Source organism: Acinetobacter sp. COS3, from assembly GCF_000475335.1.
GTDB classification, from domain to species: domain Bacteria; phylum Pseudomonadota; class Gammaproteobacteria; order Pseudomonadales; family Moraxellaceae; genus Acinetobacter; species Acinetobacter venetianus.
The window spans coordinates 199,685-218,720 of record NZ_AXCD01000067.1 but is presented as its reverse complement, the minus strand read 5'-3'; the positions used below and the strand labels follow the sequence as shown (position 1 = coordinate 218,720).

At 39.8% G+C, this 19,036-nt stretch carries 17 protein-coding genes; 9 read left to right on the top strand and 8 right to left on the bottom strand.

Translation table 11 applies throughout. The features are described from left to right. The first annotated feature begins 569 nt into the window (after nt 1–569). The 3 genes from IO68_RS31530 (at nt 570) to IO68_RS31520 (ending at nt 5,566) form a co-directional block, all read left to right on the top strand. Nucleotides 570–2,030 (top strand): coniferyl aldehyde dehydrogenase, encoded by a 1,461-nt coding sequence (locus IO68_RS31530; RefSeq protein WP_023014163.1) that lies wholly within the window; start codon nt 570–572, stop codon nt 2,028–2,030. 529 nt (nt 2,031–2,559) lie between these two features. Next, nucleotides 2,560–4,059 (top strand): outer membrane protein transport protein, encoded by a 1,500-nt coding sequence (locus IO68_RS31525; protein WP_023014162.1) that lies wholly within the window; start codon nt 2,560–2,562, stop codon nt 4,057–4,059. A gap of 277 nt (nt 4,060–4,336) precedes the next feature. Then, nucleotides 4,337–5,566: an OmpP1/FadL family transporter gene (locus tag IO68_RS31520; RefSeq protein WP_023014161.1), complete on the top strand. Its 1,230-nt coding sequence runs from the start codon at nt 4,337–4,339 to the stop codon at nt 5,564–5,566. An 87-nt stretch (nt 5,567–5,653) separates the two neighbouring features. Here IO68_RS31520 and thrH read toward each other — a convergent pair whose 3' ends face one another. Continuing rightward, nucleotides 5,654–6,271, bottom strand: coding sequence for a bifunctional phosphoserine phosphatase/homoserine phosphotransferase ThrH (gene thrH / locus IO68_RS31515; RefSeq protein WP_023014160.1), 618 nt, complete (start codon nt 6,269–6,271; stop codon nt 5,654–5,656). Nucleotides 6,272–6,444: 173 nt separating this feature from the next. On the opposite strand from thrH, the gene IO68_RS31510 reads away from it, so the two are divergent. Both IO68_RS31510 and IO68_RS31505 read left to right on the top strand, forming a co-directional pair. After that, on the top strand, nt 6,445–7,176 hold the full coding sequence (locus tag IO68_RS31510) for a phosphoadenylyl-sulfate reductase (RefSeq protein ID WP_023014159.1): 732 nt from the start codon (nt 6,445–6,447) through the stop codon (nt 7,174–7,176). A 441-nt stretch (nt 7,177–7,617) separates the two neighbouring features. Further along, nucleotides 7,618–9,003, top strand: coding sequence for a WS/DGAT/MGAT family O-acyltransferase (locus IO68_RS31505; RefSeq protein ID WP_004877095.1), 1,386 nt, complete (start codon nt 7,618–7,620; stop codon nt 9,001–9,003). A 33-nt stretch (nt 9,004–9,036) separates the two neighbouring features. Here IO68_RS31505 and IO68_RS33910 read toward each other — a convergent pair whose 3' ends face one another. From IO68_RS33910 to IO68_RS31480, 6 genes are all read right to left on the bottom strand, one after another. Continuing rightward, nucleotides 9,037–9,210: a PA1571 family protein gene (locus IO68_RS33910; RefSeq protein WP_004775299.1), complete on the bottom strand. Its 174-nt coding sequence runs from the start codon at nt 9,208–9,210 to the stop codon at nt 9,037–9,039. Between the two features lie 137 nt (nt 9,211–9,347). After that, nucleotides 9,348–10,802 carry a ribonuclease G gene (rng, locus tag IO68_RS31500; RefSeq protein ID WP_004877097.1) on the bottom strand — a complete coding sequence of 485 codons (1,455 nt, stop codon included), beginning with the start codon at nt 10,800–10,802 and terminating at the stop codon, nt 9,348–9,350. 42 nt (nt 10,803–10,844) lie between these two features. Next, nucleotides 10,845–11,411, bottom strand: a complete 567-nt coding sequence (locus IO68_RS31495) for a Maf family nucleotide pyrophosphatase (RefSeq protein WP_023014158.1) — start codon at nt 11,409–11,411, stop codon at nt 10,845–10,847. Beyond that, nucleotides 11,399–11,890: a rod shape-determining protein MreD gene (mreD, locus tag IO68_RS31490; RefSeq protein WP_004877100.1), complete on the bottom strand. Its 492-nt coding sequence runs from the start codon at nt 11,888–11,890 to the stop codon at nt 11,399–11,401. Before mreD ends, IO68_RS31495 begins: the two co-directional genes overlap by 13 nt. Further along, complete coding sequence (gene mreC / locus IO68_RS31485; protein WP_004877103.1) at nt 11,877–12,734, bottom strand: rod shape-determining protein MreC; 858 nt, start codon at nt 12,732–12,734, stop codon at nt 11,877–11,879. Before mreC ends, mreD begins: the two co-directional genes overlap by 14 nt. Before the next feature lie 17 nt (nt 12,735–12,751). Then, entirely contained in the window at nt 12,752–13,792 is a 1,041-nt protein-coding gene (locus IO68_RS31480) for a rod shape-determining protein (protein ID WP_004877105.1), read from the bottom strand. Nucleotides 13,793–13,925: 133 nt separating this feature from the next. Between IO68_RS31480 and gatC the strand changes: the two genes are divergently transcribed. From gatC to gatB, 3 genes are read left to right on the top strand one after another with little or no spacing between them, the layout of a single operon-like run. Continuing rightward, the gene (gene gatC / locus IO68_RS31475) at nt 13,926–14,243 is read left to right on the top strand and encodes an Asp-tRNA(Asn)/Glu-tRNA(Gln) amidotransferase subunit GatC (RefSeq protein ID WP_004877106.1); all 318 of its coding nucleotides are present in this window, start codon (nt 13,926–13,928) and stop codon (nt 14,241–14,243) included. Nucleotides 14,244–14,296: 53 nt separating this feature from the next. Then, nucleotides 14,297–15,775 (top strand): Asp-tRNA(Asn)/Glu-tRNA(Gln) amidotransferase subunit GatA, encoded by a 1,479-nt coding sequence (gatA, locus tag IO68_RS31470; RefSeq protein ID WP_023014157.1) that lies wholly within the window; start codon nt 14,297–14,299, stop codon nt 15,773–15,775. Then, on the top strand, nt 15,775–17,244 hold the full coding sequence (gene gatB, locus IO68_RS31465; RefSeq protein ID WP_023014156.1) for an Asp-tRNA(Asn)/Glu-tRNA(Gln) amidotransferase subunit GatB: 1,470 nt from the start codon (nt 15,775–15,777) through the stop codon (nt 17,242–17,244). Before gatA ends, gatB begins: the two co-directional genes overlap by 1 nt. Before the next feature lie 42 nt (nt 17,245–17,286). Here gatB and IO68_RS31460 read toward each other — a convergent pair whose 3' ends face one another. Beyond that, on the bottom strand, nt 17,287–17,907 hold the full coding sequence (locus IO68_RS31460; RefSeq protein WP_031234932.1) for a TetR/AcrR family transcriptional regulator: 621 nt from the start codon (nt 17,905–17,907) through the stop codon (nt 17,287–17,289). A 112-nt stretch (nt 17,908–18,019) separates the two neighbouring features. On the opposite strand from IO68_RS31460, the gene IO68_RS31455 reads away from it, so the two are divergent. After that, entirely contained in the window at nt 18,020–18,886 is an 867-nt protein-coding gene (locus IO68_RS31455; RefSeq protein WP_023014154.1) for a metal-dependent hydrolase, read from the top strand. Nucleotides 18,887–19,036: the final 150 nt, after the last annotated feature.

Genomic DNA, 19,036 nt, shown 5'->3' with positions numbered 1-19,036 from the left:
TGAAAAATGAAACAATTTTAAGAAATCACAACAACACTGACAACCAAATGATTTATATGAATATAGTATCTATACACTTAGACCAAAAGATAAAATACAAGCTAAAATCACGTAAAAAAATGCCATATATTTATAAAAACAATGCAACATCATGGTGCAAAAAGCGCTTATTTTTGTAGCAAAAACTAAAATTAAATACTTAAACCAATATATATAATTAGCAAAATAAATATAAAAATATAATGATTATTATTTATTAAACTTTAAAATCTTCTTAATTTTGAAAATATTATTCATTAGAAAATAGCTATCAAGATAATTAAAATAAATCACCTCAAGATAAAGACTAAAAAATAAACATAATATGAAATTCATATATTTTTATAATTCAGGATTCCCATATTTAAATAAACACTCAAAAAGCACCTGAATTATTTACATTTTTTCAATATCATTAAGAAAATTGTTCGACATACTCTGCTTAGATTAGACCTTATGTCATAATTGAGCATGACCTCATCCTTAACTCAAGAAAAATCAAGTTATAGAAAGCATGGAAGGAATGAAAAATGAATTATCCACACTCCACAGAATTTGAAAAAGCAGAAAGTGAATCTTTACAGACTATCTTCAATCAGCAACGTGCCGCCTTCAATGCACTGCCTTACCCTGATTTGGACTCAAGAAGAAGCAAACTTTTTAATCTAAAAAAACAAATTATTCGCTATCAAGATGTCATCGCAGCAGCAATCAATACCGATTTTAGCTCACGGTCAATTGATGAATCAAAACTCCTCGATTTACTTGGATCTGTTTTGGAGGCTGAACATGCTATTCGCCATTTGCGCAAATGGATGCGTCCAAGCAAACGCAGCACTGAATTATTATTTTTATCTAACCGCCTTCGCGTTCAATATCAACCAAAAGGTGTAGTAGGCGTTGTCGTGCCTTGGAATTTTCCTGTTTATCTCGCTTTAGGGCCATTGGTAGCTGCACTTGCGGCAGGCAATAGAGTGATGATTAAACTTCCAGAAATCACACCTGCAACCAATGCCGTGATCAAAAGAATGCTTGCTGAAGTCTTTAAAGAAGATGAAGTTGCCGTCTTTGGAGAAGAAATTACTGATCCATCATTGTTTACCACTTTACCCTTTAACCATATTGTTTTTACTGGGTCGCCAGCAATCGGCCGTGTAGTAATGCGCGCTGCAGCGGAAAATCTAACACCCGTTACACTGGAGCTAGGCGGTAAATCGCCTGCTCTTGTAAGTCGAAACTACCCACTTGCAGATGCGGCTAAGCGAATCTTACATGGCAAAGCGACCAACTGTGGTCAAATTTGCGTAGCACCTGATTATGCACTTGTTCCAAAAGAAAAAGTGAGTGAATTTGCAGAAGCATGTAAAACCAATTTCACTGCGATGTATGGTCAAAATATCCATTCAAATAGCAACTACACTTCAATTGTGAATGATCGACATTTTAAGCGTCTGCTTGAAATACTTGAGGATGCAGAACAAAAAGGTGCTGTAATTATCCCTTGTGGCGAATACAATCCTGAACAAGATGCACGTCGCATGCCTGTGCATATCGTTCTCAACTGCACCCCAGAAATGCGTATTTTAAAAGAAGAACTATTCGGGCCTATCCTTCCGGTGGTTGCATATGACAGCCTAGACGATGCAATTGCTTATATTCAGAATGGTGAACGACCATTGGCACTTTATTGCTTTACCCATGACAGCAGTGAACGTGATTACATTTTAAGACAAACACATTCAGGTGGCGTCACAATCAATGACTGGGGATGGCATGTTGTTAATCACGATGCGCCATTTGGCGGAATTGGCAACTCAGGTATGGGCACTTACCACGGAGAAGAAGGCTTTAAAGAGCTATCTCATGCAAAAACAGTATTTATTCGCCACCGTTTCTTCCCAACACAATTATTTTACCCTCCGTACGGCACATGGGTACAAAAACTCGCATTGAGCTTCTTCTTGAAAAAAGGTGATCCAAATCTAAAATAAGTAAGATAGGTACATCAGGGTAGAGACAAAAAGTCTCTATCCTTCATAAAATCAACAATCTGTAAGAATAAAATTTAAAGCTGTTTAAATCCGTTGATATTTCTTCTAAAAATATGCATTAATAAAATATACTCAATAGAGTGAAAGATAGACTGCATAAATGCCAAGTTATTACTTTTCGCAAATAATGGAGAAAAAAACCTCATTTTTTACAAAAAATCTTTGACCCTAAAAAAAATATTTTCTACAAAAAAGCCAAAAAAAACACCTCAGTTTTTAAATTAATATTTTATATTTTTCATCATTTTACCAATAAAAACACATATGTATATAAATATTTATAGCATTTTTTTTAATCATTTTCATGTAATCAATCGTACTGAATAGTTCATTTAGAACATTTACTCTTATTTTAATTATGGTATTTTTGTTACATGAAGTTATAGCCAAATACATTTAATAATTAGTTTGGCAAGCGAATCATAGCTTCTTCACTTAAAAAATCTTGAAGTTCAAGGAAAGATTTAAAATGAAATTAAAACATCTTAGCACTGCCATGATCTTAGCAACGCTACCTGCAACTGGAGTTTTTGCAGCAGCGTTAGACCGTTCTGGTCAATCTATGTCTGCTTTTTTTCAGCCAGGTAACTATTTTGAAGCTGGCCTTTCGGTTCTAGATCCTACAGTAGAAGGAAGAGAAGCTGGAGAATCGACAACTCAACGCAAAATCGGCGACATGGGCGATGATTACATGTTCCCAAGCGCTGCTTTAAAACTGCAACTTACTGATAAAATTTCATTCGGTTTAATTTACGATCAACCATTTGGTGCTGATGCTGCTTATACTGGGAACAACGTATTCGTATCTAGCCCAACAGATACTATTTTAGCCGCTGATCGTCTAGAAGTTATTCGTCAATCAACCATCGACACACAGTTCAACAACCTTTCAGCACAACAACGTGTTGGCGCTGCTTTAACAGCTCAAGGTGTCGACTTAAGCACCCCTGCTGGTCAGCAACAACTGATGAATACATTAACAGCATACAACAATGTACCTGCAGTTAAAGATCAAATTGATGCTGGTGTTAAACAAGGCATTACCAATATCGTTGATCAAGGCTTACAACAGGTTAATGGCCTATTAGGCAAGGGTAACACCAAAGTTGAGGTAGACTCACAGAACCTATCTTTCATTTTTGGTTATCAACCAACTAAAAACTTTAACTTCTATGCAGGTCCAGTACTTCAAACAGTTAAAGGTAATGTAAGCCTTCGTGGTCAAGCTTACAGTATCTATAACGGTTACGATGCCGATATCAAAGAAACAACAGGTACAGGTTGGTTAGCTGGTGCAGCATATCAAATTCCTGAAATCGCATTAAGAGCAGCAATCACTTATCGCTCTGAAATCGACCACAAAGTAAATATTAATGAAGAACTTCCTACATTACCTGCTTTAGCGCTTCTAGGCCGTGCCGATGCAATTGATGTAATTAATAATAGTTCTGAAAAAACCAAAATTACAACGCCGCAATCTGTAAACCTAGACCTACAAACAGGTATCATGGCTGACACTGTTGCATTTGCAAACGTACGCTGGGTGAACTGGAAAGATTTCTCAATTCAACCATACAAATTTGGTCTACTTTCAAAAGAAGTAGGTGAAGCAGTAAATCGTCCAAATGGTTTCAATTTAGTTGAATATTCTGATGACCAATGGTCTGTAAATGCAGGTGTAGGTCGTAAGTTAAATGACAAATGGGCTGGTAACGTTTCTGTAGGTTGGGACTCAGGTGCTGGTAACCCTGTAACAACTCTAGGTCCAACGGAAGGTTACTGGAACGTTGGCGTAGGTGTTCAATATAGCCCAACTCCAGCTACATTCATCGCTGGTGGTGTAAAATACTTCTGGTTAGGTGATGCAGATGCTCAGACAGGTGCTCAAGCAGGTAGTAATGACTACGTAGCTAAATTCGAAGACAATAAAGCAATCGCTTATGGTCTAAAAATGGGCTACCGCTTCTAACTAAGCAAAGCTTTACAAAAAAGGCCATCAATTGATGGTCTTTTTTTGTGTTCAAAGTACCTAATTACCTTTAGGTTTTTTGAATAGCATTAGAATCTGAATATTTATATCCTTTCATCCTTAATTTCCCTTACGTTCAATATAAATACCTATCACTCAAGCATTTTTCGTGACTTCATCAGTTCATTTATTGACATTTGTAAAATATTTAAGCGAATAAAAATTATGTTACTTTTCGCGCCATTCTTGTTACAAAGTGATTTGAGAGAACATATTAATGAAGCTGAATGCTATTCAAACGGCTCTTCTACTTAGCTTAGTTCCAACAACGACAACGTTTGCCGCAGCACTGGATCGCTCAGGACAATCAATTGCAGCATTCTTGCAGCCAAATAACTATTTTGAAGCAGGTATTACCGTACTTGATCCAAATGTTTCTGGTAAAGACATCTCTCAAAACAACACAGGTGATATGGCAAATCACTATTACTCACCAAATGCAGCCTTAAAAATTCAAGCCACAGAACATTTTTCTATCGGCCTTATTTACGACCAACCATACGGTGCAGATGCTCAATACACGGGTCAAAGTAACTTTATTGAAAGCAGACCGTTGCCCTTTCGAGGTGGAACTTCTGTAACTGTTGATACTGAAAACCTAAACTTGCTTTTTGGTTATCAACCAAATCAAAACTGGAACCTATATGCAGGTGCAGTTTATCAAACACTTGATGCAACAGTATTATTACGTGGTGAAAGCTATAGTGCTTATAGTGGTTACGATTTTAAAACAGGTCGAGATGAAGCAGTTGGCTGGTTAGCAGGCATAGCTTATCAAATTCCTGAAATTGCACTAAAAACCTCTTTAACTTACCGTGCAAAAATCAAGCATGAAATGAATGCATATGAAAATCATGGAATTGCAGGTTTTACAGGCAGTCCCATTTTTGATGCGATGTTAAATCAAATTAACAATGCTCAAGGTACAACTGAAATCACGACACCTCAATCGGTTAACCTCGATTTTCAAACGGGAATCATGGAAAATACTGTTGCGTTCGCAAACGTTCGTTGGGTGAACTGGAAAGACTTTGCAATTCGTCCTTATAAATTTGGCGCCGCTTCTGTTCTTCCTCCTATCGTTAATAAAACAGGGAAAAAAGACGGTTTTGACCTTGTAGCATATACTGACGACCAATATTCAATCACTGCTGGTGTAGGTCGTAAGGTCAATGATCATTGGGCTGGTAATGTATCCGTAGGTTGGGATTCTGGTGCTGGCAACCCTGTTACAACACTTGGTCCAACAGAAGGCTATTGGAATGTTGGTGTTGGCGTGCAATATAGCCCTGCGCCAAACTACTTTATTGCGGGTGGTGTAAAGTACTTCTGGCTAGGAGATGCGAAAGCTCAGTCTGGGTCTCAGTTTAATACACCAGAGCATGTTGCCGAATTCAAAAATAATGATGCGATCGCTTATGGTTTGAAAATTGGATATAAATTCTAATTTTCATCTAAAAATAAAAGGCGCTACAAGCGCCTTTTATTTTTAATTTCCCATTAATTCTCTTACGAGAAAGCTAGGGAAAATTCATTATTCTGGAATATTACGCTGAGAAACAGAGCGGATCGCTTGTTTTAATGCTGCATAGCCATGCAATGCTGGAAACTGCGGGAATTCTGCAATCACATTATCTGGAGCATCAAACAGAAAACCATGATCCGCTTCACCAAGCATCGTTGTATCATTATAAGAATCACCTGCTGCAATCACACGGAAATTTAAACCATGTAATGCTTTTACTGCCTGACGCTTTTGATCTGGTTGACGTAGTTTATAAGCTGTAATCATGCCATTTTCATCTGTCTCAAGCTTATGACAGAAAATCGTTGGCTGACCTAATTGCTGCATCAATGGGTGAGCAAACTCATAAAACGTATCAGAAAGAATAATCAACTGGAAATGAGTGCGAACCCAATTCACAAACTCTTTAGCACCTTCAAATGGCCCCATATCAGCGATCACCGCTTGAATATCGTTTAACCCTAAACCATGCTCTTTCAAGATATTTAAGCGCTGTGTCATTAGCACATCGTAATCCGGAATATCACGTGTGGTCGCTTCAAGTTCTTTAATCCCTGTTTTTTTAGCAAAATTAATCCAGATTTCTGGAACTAACACCCCTTCAAGATCTAGGCATACGATTTCCATGAATGCTTCCAATGTTGGTTAAAAATTGCTGTATCATAGCACTAAGATTATTCAATTTTTGCGCTATTGTTGAATAAAATCATTTTATTCTGCAAGATTAAAATCAAGGACAAGCAAACTGATTTGCTTAGAATGATTTAAAATTGTGCCCAAGCCTATCGCCAGGAACATCCATGACTGTTATTCCGACTATTGACCATGTAGATGCACTCGCTGCTGAATATGCAGACAAATCACCACGAGAAATTTTAGAACTCGCACTCCATCAAGAAGGTGAAATTGCAATTTCATTTTCTGGTGCAGAAGATGTCGTGCTGATTGATATTGCATCACGTATCGGTAAACCTTTTCGTGTATTTAGTTTAGATACGGGTCGGTTACATGCTGAAACTTATCAATTTATCGAAACAGTTCGTAAGCACTACAACATTACTATCGAAATTTGCTTCCCCGAGTCTGCCGCCGTTCAAAAATTTGTAAATGAAAAAGGATTGTTCAGTTTCTTTGAAGATGGTCACCAAGAGTGTTGTGGTATTCGAAAAGTACAACCTTTACGCAAAAAACTTGCAACACTTGATGGCTGGATTACAGGTCAACGTAAAGACCAAAGCCCAACGCGTAGCGATGTGCCAGTCGTACAAGCTGATGTAGGGTTTTCAGGTGAAGGTAAGCAACTAATCAAATACAATCCGCTAGCAAACTGGAGTAGCGCAGATGTATGGAGCTATATCCGCATGATGGAAATTCCATATAACCCTTTGCATGAGCGTGGTTTTATTTCAATTGGCTGTGAGCCTTGCACACGTCCAGTCCTACCAAATCAGCATGAGCGTGAAGGTCGCTGGTGGTGGGAAGAAGCGACGCATAAGGAATGCGGATTGCACGCTGGAAACCTAAAAAAATAATAGATTATTACTGTAATATTTAAAAACCACTGAAACATCAGTGGTTTTATTTTTCCTGACTGCTGTGTACAAAGCCATATTTTAACCAGACTAAACCGTATATACTTCTAAGCACGGTTCAATAATTCTAATAAGAATTATAGGGTCTGCTGACATTTCACAGATGCTTGCGACAGAGGATATTTTTAGACGATACAAGGCATGTTTTGCGAAATTTAACCATTCTAAATGAGCAAGACATAACGCAGTAGCGGCAAAAAATATCCCTGTCCCATAGGGTTATGGCTAAAACTGCCCCAAACTTCGTTATGAAATTTGACAAGGGAATCGCCATTTCATGCCTCATTTGTGTGGTTTTAGCCTATAACGCAAGGCATGGTTGAAACGTCATCAGACCCTACAAGTATCTTATAAAAAATGCAATGAGAGGCTATATCTGCTATGCGCCCTTTACACCCTATTGATTTTATTTTTCTGTCTTTAGAGAAAAGGCAACAACCTATGCATGTAGGTGGCTTGTTTTTATTCGAGATTCCAGAAAATGCATCATCAACGTTCGTACATGATCTCGTTCAGGATATTCGCCAATCTAAAAGTATCCCTGTTCCTCCATTTAATAATCAACTCAACGGCCTCTTTTGGGGAGAAGACGAAGAGTTTGATATTGATCATCATTTTCGCCATATTGCATTACCGAATCCAGGGCGTATTCGTGAATTATTAGTCTATATTTCTCAACAACATAGCTCTCTAATTGACCGTGCAAAACCATTGTGGACTTGCGATATCATTGAAGGTATCGAAGGCAATCGTTTTGCGATGTATTTTAAAATCCATCATGCGATGGTAGATGGCGTTGCAGGTATGCGCCTGATTGAAAAGTCTCTCTCAAAAGATCCAAATGAAAAACACGTTGTACCGTTGTGGTGTGTAGAAGGAAAACGTGGCAAACGTTTAAAAGCACCAAAGCCGCCAACAGTAAGTAAAATCAAAGGCATTATGGATGGCATCAAGTCTCAGCTTGAAGTTGCGCCTAAAGTCATGCAAGAGCTATCTCAGACCATCTTCAAAGAAATTGGTAAAAACCCTGATTATGTTTCTACCTTCCAAGCACCACCTTCAATTTTAAATCAACGTGTTAGTTCATCTCGCCGTTTTGCAGCACAATCTTTTGAGTTAGAACGTTTTCGTCTAATCGCTAAAACGCTTGGCGTAACACTTAATGACGTTGTATTAGCAGTTTGTTCTGGTGCATTACGTGAATATCTTATCAATCAAGACAGTCTGCCGAAAAAACCGTTAATCGCGATGGTACCTGCTTCATTACGTACTGATGATTCTGATGTCAGCAACCGTATTACTATGATTCTGGCAAATCTAGCAACTCACATTGAAGATCCTATTGAACGTTTAGAGATTATTCGTCGTAGCGTGCAAAACTCGAAGCAACGTTTTAGCCGAATGACTGCAAATGAAATTCTCAACTACAGTGCAGTTGTCTATGGACCAGCGGGATTGAATATTGCGTCAGGTATGTTACCTAAGCGTCAAGCATTTAACCTTGTCATTTCAAATGTTCCCGGCCCACGTGAACCGCTGTACTGGAATGGTGCGAAGCTAGATGCACTCTATCCTGCCTCTATCGTAATGGACGGTCAGGCATTGAATATCACGATGACTAGTTATTTGGACAAGTTAGAAGTCGGTTTGATCGCATGTCGTAATGCTTTACCAAAGATGCAAAACTTACTGACACACTTGGAAGAAGAGATCCAACGTTTTGAACTTGCTATCTCTGAATTGCCACGAGAAAAAGTAGCAAATTGATAGAGAAAAAATTAAGGGGCTTTCGTTAGCCCCTTACTTCTTAATTGTACGACAACGCTGTAAGAGCTGATGACATGCTGAGCGAATCATTGCAGTGGTAATTTGAACTTCTTTACCTTGGCTATCAACCATATAACATGTATTCACAGGGTTGCTGTCCAACACATGTTTAAAACCGTGATTCACTAATCTTTCACTAACATTCATAATTATATACCTCATTATATTTTCGCTAAGACACTCAAAGATGTCTGTGGCTAATTCTATAGATCTAGTATTTAAAATTCGTGATAGAAAGTAAAATTTCAGTTGTAACAAGGCTTAAGCGAAATCTTGTTACAACTTTAGCTTAAAATGATATCGTATTGCTCTTGCGTATACAGATTTTCCACTTGAAATTTAATCACACGATTGATGAAATGTTCTAAATCCGCGACAGCTGGGGCTTCTGCTGTTAACAGGCGATCAATCACTGCTGGATGAGCAACGACAGTAAAGCCACCCTTGGAATCAAATGCACGCGCATATCGCAAGATTTCTCGAAATATCTCGTAACATACTGTCTCTGCTGTTTTGACATAACCACGTCCTTGACAGGTTGGACATGATTCACAAAGCAAATGTTCCAATGATTCACGCGTTCTTTTACGTGTCATTTCCACTAAACCCAGCTCAGAAACCTGAGTGATTTTAGTTTTCGCATGATCTCGTTCAAGCATTTTTTCAAACTGACGCATCACTTCTTCACGATGCTCAGCTTCCTGCATGTCAATAAAATCAATAATAATGATGCCACCCAAGTTACGTAGACGTAGTTGTCTCGCAATCACTTGAGTTGCTTCCATATTGGTTTTAAATACAGTGTCTTCTAGGCTACGCCCGCCGACGTAAGAGCCAGTATTGACATCAATCGTCGTCATCGCCTCTGTTTGATCTATCATTAGATAGCCACCAGACTTGAGCGCAACTCGTGTTTGTAAAGCTTTTTGAATATCTTCTTCGACGTTATATAAATCGAAAAGTGGTTTTTCACCCGGATAATGGATTAAACGATTTTGTATTGTTGGGACAAACTCATCCACAAATTCGCTTAATTTTCCGTGAATTTCACGTGAATCGACATAAATTTTCGCAGTTTCATTACTGGCAAGATCACGAACTATACGCTGAGGTAAAGGCAATTCTTCAAAAATTAATTCAGGTGTTGCAACTTCTTTTTGCTTACGCTGAATAAACTCCCAAAGCTTACTGAGATAGCACATATCTTGTTCAATAGATGCTTCATCCACACCTTCAGCAGCAGTACGAACAATGACACTGCCTGGTAAATTATGTTCAGACTGAATACGCTCAATGATGCCACGGAGACGATCACGCTCTTCTTCTTGTTCAATACGCTGAGAAACACCAATATGATTACCATAAGGCATCAATACAAGATAACGAGAAGGAATTGAAAGATCTGTACTAAGCCGAGCCCCTTTCGTTCCTAGCATGTCTTTCATGACTTGAACAGTGAGCGTCTGCCCCGGATGCAGGAGTTCAAAAACATTCGGCGTGGGCTGCGAACGTGGCCACACCATATCATTAATATGCAGAAAAGCTGTCCGAGATAAACCAATATCAACAAAAGCAGCTTGCATACCCGGCAGTACGCGTACAACTTTACCTTTGTAAATATTTCCCACTAAACCACGTTTTACAGTCCGCTCAACAAATAGTTCATTGACCGTACCATTTTCAATCAAAGCCACACGACATTCCATCGGCGTGACGTTAATCAGCAACTCTTCTGCCATAACAAACTCAAAACTTTATAAAAATTCTTATACCCGAAAGTGTCAGCTTGATGCTTTAACGCTTTCTAATAACTGTGCTGTCTCATACAAAGGCAAGCCAACAACATTGCTGTAGCTCCCCCGAATTTGAGGAATAAATTGCCCCGCTACTCCTTGTATCGCATATGCCCCAGCCTTTCCGACTGGCTCACCTGTTGCCCAATACTTTTCCATTTCTATTGGGCTTAATTGCATCATCTGTACTTGTGTTTGAACGACGATGCTTCGTCTTTCCCTCGTTGTTGCAACACAAACACCTGAAAAAACATCGTGCCATTGTCCGGACAATTGTCTCCAAATATCAAAAGCATGTTGTTTTGATTCAGGCTTCCCAATAATCTGTCCAGCAAAGCTTAAACTTGTATCTGCTGCAATCACAATAGCATCAGGATAACTTTCTAACACAGTTTCAGCTTTAAGACGTGCTAAACGCTCAACATAAATTTCAACAGATTCACCCACTAAAACAGACTCATCTACATCAGGACTAAAGGTTTCGAATACTAGCCCTAATTGTTTAAGGAGTTCTTTGCGACGAGGCGAACTCGAAGCTAAAATTATATGCGCCATTTATGTAAACAATAATAAACCAATGGCCATGCTAACACACTGCTCATCACGGGTTGCCAATGTCGCGCAATCGAAAAATGAGTACCGGCAATGGTTTGACTCACCCATAAAAATAAAATGTGTGCGATGACAGCCAATGCAGCAATCACCCAAGAATTACCAAAAGTCAAAATTCGTCGCTCACGAATAAAATAACGTGTTGCAAAGGTAATGAGTACAAAACTCAGCGCATTTAACCCTAATGGTGCATCCAAAAGTAGATCAACAAAGATCCCCATACCAAATGCAAACCAGACACCACACCAAATAGGCTGGTAAAGTATCCAGAACAACAAGATCATTAACATGAAAGAAGGCCGCCAACCCGCTGTCTCATATGACACTGGGTACACCATCAGCACAGACCCTGCTATGATCGATATAATGATCATCAATAATGGATCTTTACGTTTCTCGTAGTTTAATTTAGCGATCGGCATAAGGTTGCTCCTGCGCTAAAGACTCTGAGAATAACACGACGACATGATGACCACTGGCAAGTTGTGCCGCAGGTTTAACATCAATTTCAGCAAACTCACCTGAAGTATGGCGACTCACTTTAGACACTGTACCCACTAAATAACCAGCTGGAAAATGTTCACCTAGACCTGAGCTATAAACTTTATCGCCCACTTTGACGTTGGCACTGGTTGCAACATAATCCATCTTCAGCTGACCTAGATCGCCTGTTCCAGACACAATAGCGCGCATTCCAGTTCGTTCTAAACGTACAGATAGAGAATGTTCTTTGTCCGAAAGAAGCATGACACGAGAACTATGCGGGTAAACATCAACCAGTTGCCCCATAATCCCTTTATCATCCAGTACAGTTTGCCCCACTTTTAAGTGATCAACTGCACCGCGGTTAATAATAATGATATGGCGTAATGGATCAGCATCCGTTCCAATCACTTCGGCAATTTGCATACGACCATCGATAATTAATGGCGTATCTAATAAACCTCTTAAGCGATTGTTCTCAGCTGAAAGCTCAGAAAGCTTTTGTAAACGGACTTGTGCTTGTAATAACTCAGCTTGCATTGCCGTGTTTTCACGACGCAATTGAGCTTCTGATTTGGTTTGTTGGTTGAGCCATTCTCGCGACAGTACAGGATAGCTCGCAAGCGCATAAATTGGATTATACGCTGCATAAAGCACATCCCTTGCTGGTTTGACTACATAAGGCATGCGCCAATCAAAGAAAAGCACAACCAAGCATGTAATGACCGCAATGACAAATGAGCGAAAAGATGGCGGTTGTCTTGAAAAAAGATTCGGTTGCACCGCCTAGTCCTTATGATTTAACCAACAAAAAGCATGTCGTGATTTGGGTTGTCAAAGAATTCTAAAACTTTACCGCCACCACGAGTGACACAAGTTAAAGGATCATCAGCAACAATCACTGGTAAACCAGTTTCTTGTGCGAGTAACTTATCCAAGTTACGAAGTAATGCACCACCGCCTGTCAACACGATACCACGCTCAGCGATATCTGAAGAAAGTTCAGGAGGTGTTTGTTCAAGTGCTGATTTAACAGCGCTTACGATGCTTTGCAATGGGTCAGCAATCGCTTGGGTAATTTCGTCAGAAGTTACCGTAATTGCGCGAGGTACACCTTCTGCCAAGTTACGACCACGCACTTCGATTTCAAGTGTTTTACCGTCGTTAACAGCCATACCTACTTCTTTTTTGATCACTTCAGCTGTGGTTTCCCCAATAACACAGCCGTGTGCTTTACGAACGTAGTTAATGATTTGTTCATCAAATACATCACCACCGATACGTAAAGAATCAGCGTATACACAACCTTGTAATGAAATGATTGCAATTTCAGTGGTACCACCACCAACATCAACAACCATCGAACCACACGCTTGTTCAACTGGCATACCTGCACCAATCGCAGCAGCCATAGGTTCTTCGATCAAGCGGACATCGCGTGCGCCAGCATTAAATACGGCTTCACGAATAGCACGGCGCTCAACCAAAGTTGATTTACATGGTACACAAACTACAACACGCGGCGCTGGTGGGAACAAACGCTTTTCATGTACTTTGCCGATGAACTGATTCAACATGGTCTCAGTTACTTCGAAATCAGCAATCACACCGTCTTTCATCGGACGAATTGCAGAGATATTCGCTGGTGTACGACCTAACATTTGTTTAGCATCAAGACCTACAGCAGCAACAATTTTTTGCGAACCACTATGACGAATCGCCACAACAGTAGGTTCATTTAATATAATGCCACGGCCTGGTGCATAAATAAGCGTATTTGCAGTACCTAAATCAATGGCTAAATCCGGCGAAAACAGGCCAATTAGTCGTTTTAGAATCACGGGGACGTTCCCAATTAAACTTTGTATGGATGCAAGGTGGCAACTTTAACGAAATGTGATGCTTTGAACAAGTCAATCGCTTATTATAACGCACGATATTTTGCAATTTTTTGATACTGAATTAGGTAAAGTTATGTCTACATCATCAGATGCTCAGCAGACAACGGACTTAAATGCACAGACCGTTTCAGCGATTGCACACCTTGCTCGTTTATCTTTAAACGAGGCGCAATCAGCTGAATATGCTGAAAGTTTAAATAAAATCCTTGGCATGATGGAAAGCTTAAAAGGCATTAATACCGATGATGTTGAGCCTTTAAAGAGCCCATTTGACAACCCTCAGCCTTTACGCGCAGACGTGGTGACTGAAAGCAATCACCGTGATGAATATCAGGCGGTAGCCCCTGCTACAGAAGCAGGTTTATACCTCGTACCTCGCGTAATTGAATAATTTTTATTCAATTAACTCATATTTTATATTTAGAATGTAAAGAAATTTTTCATATGACAGATTTACATCGTTTATCCATCCGTGAGCTCTCTGAAGGCTTAAAACAAGCCCAATTTTCATCACGCGAATTGATTGAACATTATTTAAAACGTATTGCCAAAATTGACGCAAAAGTAAAGAGTTATGTGACGGTTACAGCAGAACAAGCATTAGCTGAAGCCGATGCTGCTGATGCTGCACTCAAAGCAGGCAATGCACATGCACTTGCAGGTATTCCACTTGCGCATAAAGATATTTTTTGTACCAAAGGGATTAAAACCACTGCTGGTTCAAAAATGCTCGACAACTTTATTTCACCTTACGATGCAACTGTTGTGGCAAAAGCCAAAGCAGCTGGTCTTGTAACGCTGGGTAAAGTGAACATGGATGAATTCGCAATGGGTTCAACCTCTGAGAGCTCTTATGTTGGCGCAACGGGCAACCCTTGGGCACTTGATCATGTACCGGGTGGTTCATCTGGGGGTTCGGCTGCGGCTGTCGCTGCTGATTTAGCACCGATTGCGACGGGTACAGACACAGGTGGTTCAATTCGCCAACCTGCTTCATTCTGTGGCTTAACTGGCTTAAAACCGACTTATGGTCGTGTGTCTCGCTTCGGTATGATTGCGTATGCATCATCACTGGATCAAGGCGGCCCAATGGCACGTTCTGCAGAAGACTGTGCATATTTAATGAATGTGATCGCGGGTCATGATGCCAAAGACTCAACTTCAGTCAATAAAGAAGTCGATGACTACGTGGCTAACCTAAACAACACAGCTGTGAAAGGCTTACGTATTGGTATTCCAAAGCAATACTTTAATGTCGCTGGTTTAGATGCTGACGTGAAAGCACGCGTTGAAGAGTCGTTGAAAAAGTTAGAAGAAATGGGAGCAACTTTGGTTGAGATTGATCTCAACATGACTGAAGCCTATGTACCAACTTACTACTTGATCGCACCTGCGGAAGCATCTTCTAACTTATCGCGTTTTGATGGCGTACGTTATGGCTACCGTTGTGAAAACCCTGTGGACTTGATGGACTTGTACAAACGTTCACGTTCAGAAGGTTTTGGTGCTGAAGTACAACGTCGTATTTTGATTGGTACTTATGCCCTTTCTGCAGGTTACTACGATGCTTACTATGTGAAAGCACAAAAAGTACGTCGTTTGATTCAGCAAGACTTCTTGAAAGCATTTGAAAATGTTGACGTGATTGCAGCGCCATCTGCACCAACCACTGCATACAAAATCGGTGCGAACCTCAGTCCAACTGAAATGTACTTAGGCGATATCTATACCCTTGCTGTGAACTTGGCAGGTCTACCAGCCATCAACGCACCTGTTGGTTTTGATAAAGACAGCTTGCCTGTGGGCTTACAGTTGATTGGTAACTACTGGTCAGAGTCACAATTGTTGTCGATTGTGCATCAATATCAACAAAACACAGACTGGCATACCAAACGTGCGGCAATTGCTGAGGAGAATGCATAATGGCTGAAGCTCAAAAGTTAAAGTTAATTGACGGTTGGGAAGTCGTTATCGGGATTGAAATCCACACGCAGTTGGCGACCAAGTCTAAAATTTTCTCAGGCTCATCGACTGAATTTGGTCAAGACCCGAATACTCAAGCCAGCCTTGTTGATTTGGCAATGCCGGGTGTATTACCTGTATTGAATGCCGAAGTGGTTGATCTTGCGATTCGCTTTGGTCTGGGTATCGATGCCTATATCGACCAAGCATCTGTATTTGCACGTAAGAACTACTTCTACCCAGATTCGCCAAAAGGCTATCAAATTAGCCAGATGGACAATCCGATTGTGGGCTTGGGTCATATCGATATCCAACTTGAAGATGGCACTGTGAAGCGTATTGGCGTGACTCGTGCTCATCTTGAAGAAGATGCTGGTAAATCCATCCATGATCAGTTTGAAGGCATGTCTGGGATTGACTTAAACCGTGCTGGCACACCTTTGCTTGAAATCGTCTCTGAACCTGATATGCGTTCGGTGGAAGAAGCGGTTGCCTATATCAAGGCGATTCACACGCTGGTGCGTTGGTTAGGTATTTCTGACGGTAACATGGCAGAAGGTTCATTCCGTGCCGACTGTAACGTGTCACTCCGTCGTCCGGGTCAACCTTTTGGTACGCGTTGCGAGTTAAAAAACCTCAACTCATTTCGTTTCATTGAGCAAGCGATCAATGTTGAAATTGAACGCCAAATGGAAATTTTGGAATACGGCGGCGAGATTGATCAGGAAACCCGATTGTTCGATCCGAACAAGATGGAAACCCGTTCAATGCGTTCGAAAGAAGAAGCGAACGACTATCGCTACTTCCCAGATCCAGACTTATTGCCAGTGATCATTGCTGACGAGCAAATCGAAGCGGCACGCGCCGCACTGCCAGAATTGCCTGCTGCGCGTCGTGAGCGTTTTATTGCTGACTTTGCTGTGACTGAATACGATGCACACGTCTTGACGCTGTCACGCGAAATGGCGGACTTCTACGAGGCTGTTGTGGCTGCCGCAGGTGGTGCGAAGCAAGGTAAAGTTTCTGCAAACTGGGTAATGGGTGAATTCTCAGGTGCTTTAAACAAAGCAGGCCTAGATTTAGCAGACTCTCCTGTTTCTGCTGAGCAATTGGGTGGCATGATCGCACGTATCGTGGATAACACCATTAACGGTAAAATTGCGAAGCAAGTATTTGGCTTTATGTGGGAAGCAGAAGGAAAATCTGCGGATGACATTATTGCTGAAAAAGGCTTAAAGCAAGAAACCGATACAGGTGCGATTGAAGCGATTATCAAAGAAGTGCTTGCAGCCAATGAAAAAATGGTTGAAGAGTACAAGTCTGGTAAAGAAAAAGCCTTTAACGGTCTTGTTGGTCAAGTCATGAAAGCTGCTAAAGGTAAAGCCAACCCAGCTCAAGTGAATGAATTGATGAAGAAATTGATTGGTTAAACTGATCTAATTTCTAACAAAACCCGCTTAAGAGCGGGTTTTTTATATTTTTAATTTATTACGATCATCATCAATATAGGACATCGTAATATCAATCAGACAATCAATTAACTCTTCAAAAGTGAAACCCATATTTTGAGATGAAAAGAAATTCATTGTCAGCGCAACACTGGAATTAATTAAAACATAAACCATCAATTTTAGATTTTTTATTTTCAGTACCTCAGGATGTTTTACTGCGTATTCAATCGCTAGAGTATTAATTGCCTTGACTGCTTTTACATGACTGGCTTCGGTACTATATTTACTTGAAACGCTCAGCCAATAAAAATATTTATTCTCATCAGCTGCTAAAAACTCACCAATATGTAAAAAAATAGATCGAATTGCTTCAGGAATTTCCATTTCCTGAATGGTTGGAATAACCTCGTAAATCACCTTAGCCAGCTCAGCAATAAAGTGTTGTTGCATCTCTACAAACAAGGCTTCTTTATTTTTAAAATATTCATAAAAGCTTCCAGAACCTACACCTGCAATCTCACAGACTTTGAGCACAGTAGTGTGATCTAATCCATTATTTTTTACTGATATAAATCCTGCATCTACTATAGATTTATAAGTGTTTTTAGACCTACTTTGTTTTGGTTTTCTTATAGTTACCATTATAAAAATCTCACTCTTAAATCCGTCTTTTTTCCGTATAAATTCACTGATAGATTCTATATACATACTAAATTTTGTTCAAATTATCTTCTACAGATGACAAGGAAAAAAGATGAATATATCAGTGCAATCTCTACAACGAATCGTCCGACGTAATGTGATTATTCCTTTAGATAAAAACAAAAAATTTACTTTTTACTATGAAGATAATGCTGTTGTGACCTCTCTATTTGTGGTTTTATCTGCGATGTTTCCACCGGGTGAAATGTTCTTCATCGAGAGCGTACGGAATGTTCGTGATCAAATTACGGATGAAAAGTTACTCGAAGATATTCGTAATTTTATTGCGCAAGAAGCTTTTCATAGTCGAGAACATAAATCTCTGAATGAGCATCTGATTCAATCAAATTATCCAGAAGTAGTCGAAATTGAAGCCTTAACCAAAGCAAGATTGGATAAATTTCGTAAACTTCCCAAAGCTGAGCAATTAGCGGCAACTGTAGTAATGGAACATTTCACAGCTACTCTTGCTCGCCTACTGTTAACTGATCCATTAATCAAACAGAAAACCACTCAAGAAAGTCGAAATCTTTGGGAATGGCATGCGCTTGAAGAACTAGAACATAAATCTGTTGCTTTTGAAGCACTGAAAGCGATTGGTGGTAATACGGTTAGAAATCGAAGAATTGCTTTGATTCGGGTAGCTCGCTTTATTGCGCCAATCACCTTTGATTATTGGATACAGACTTTAAAACGTAAGGATATTAAGTTTTCAGCCAAAGAACTGAAAGATGCATTTTATTTGGCATTTGGTGGTGTAAATCGTTTGGGTATTTTTTCTCGCACATTTATAGAAATGCTTGATGTGAGAGATCAACATTTCGATCCATTGGATATGCAGACAGAACAACTCGAAGCAGAATACCGTGAAAAATTATTTGGTGAAAATGGTATTTTAAAAAGCGCGCTTAAAAGCTGAGCAATTTTGAAATGTAAAAAACCTACGATAGACTCGCTGTAAAAGGTAAAGCCAATCCAACTCAAGTGAATGAACTCATGAAGAAATTGATTGATTGATGATTGACTAATTAATTGTTTTTATGAGATAAAAACCTCACTTCATGTGGGA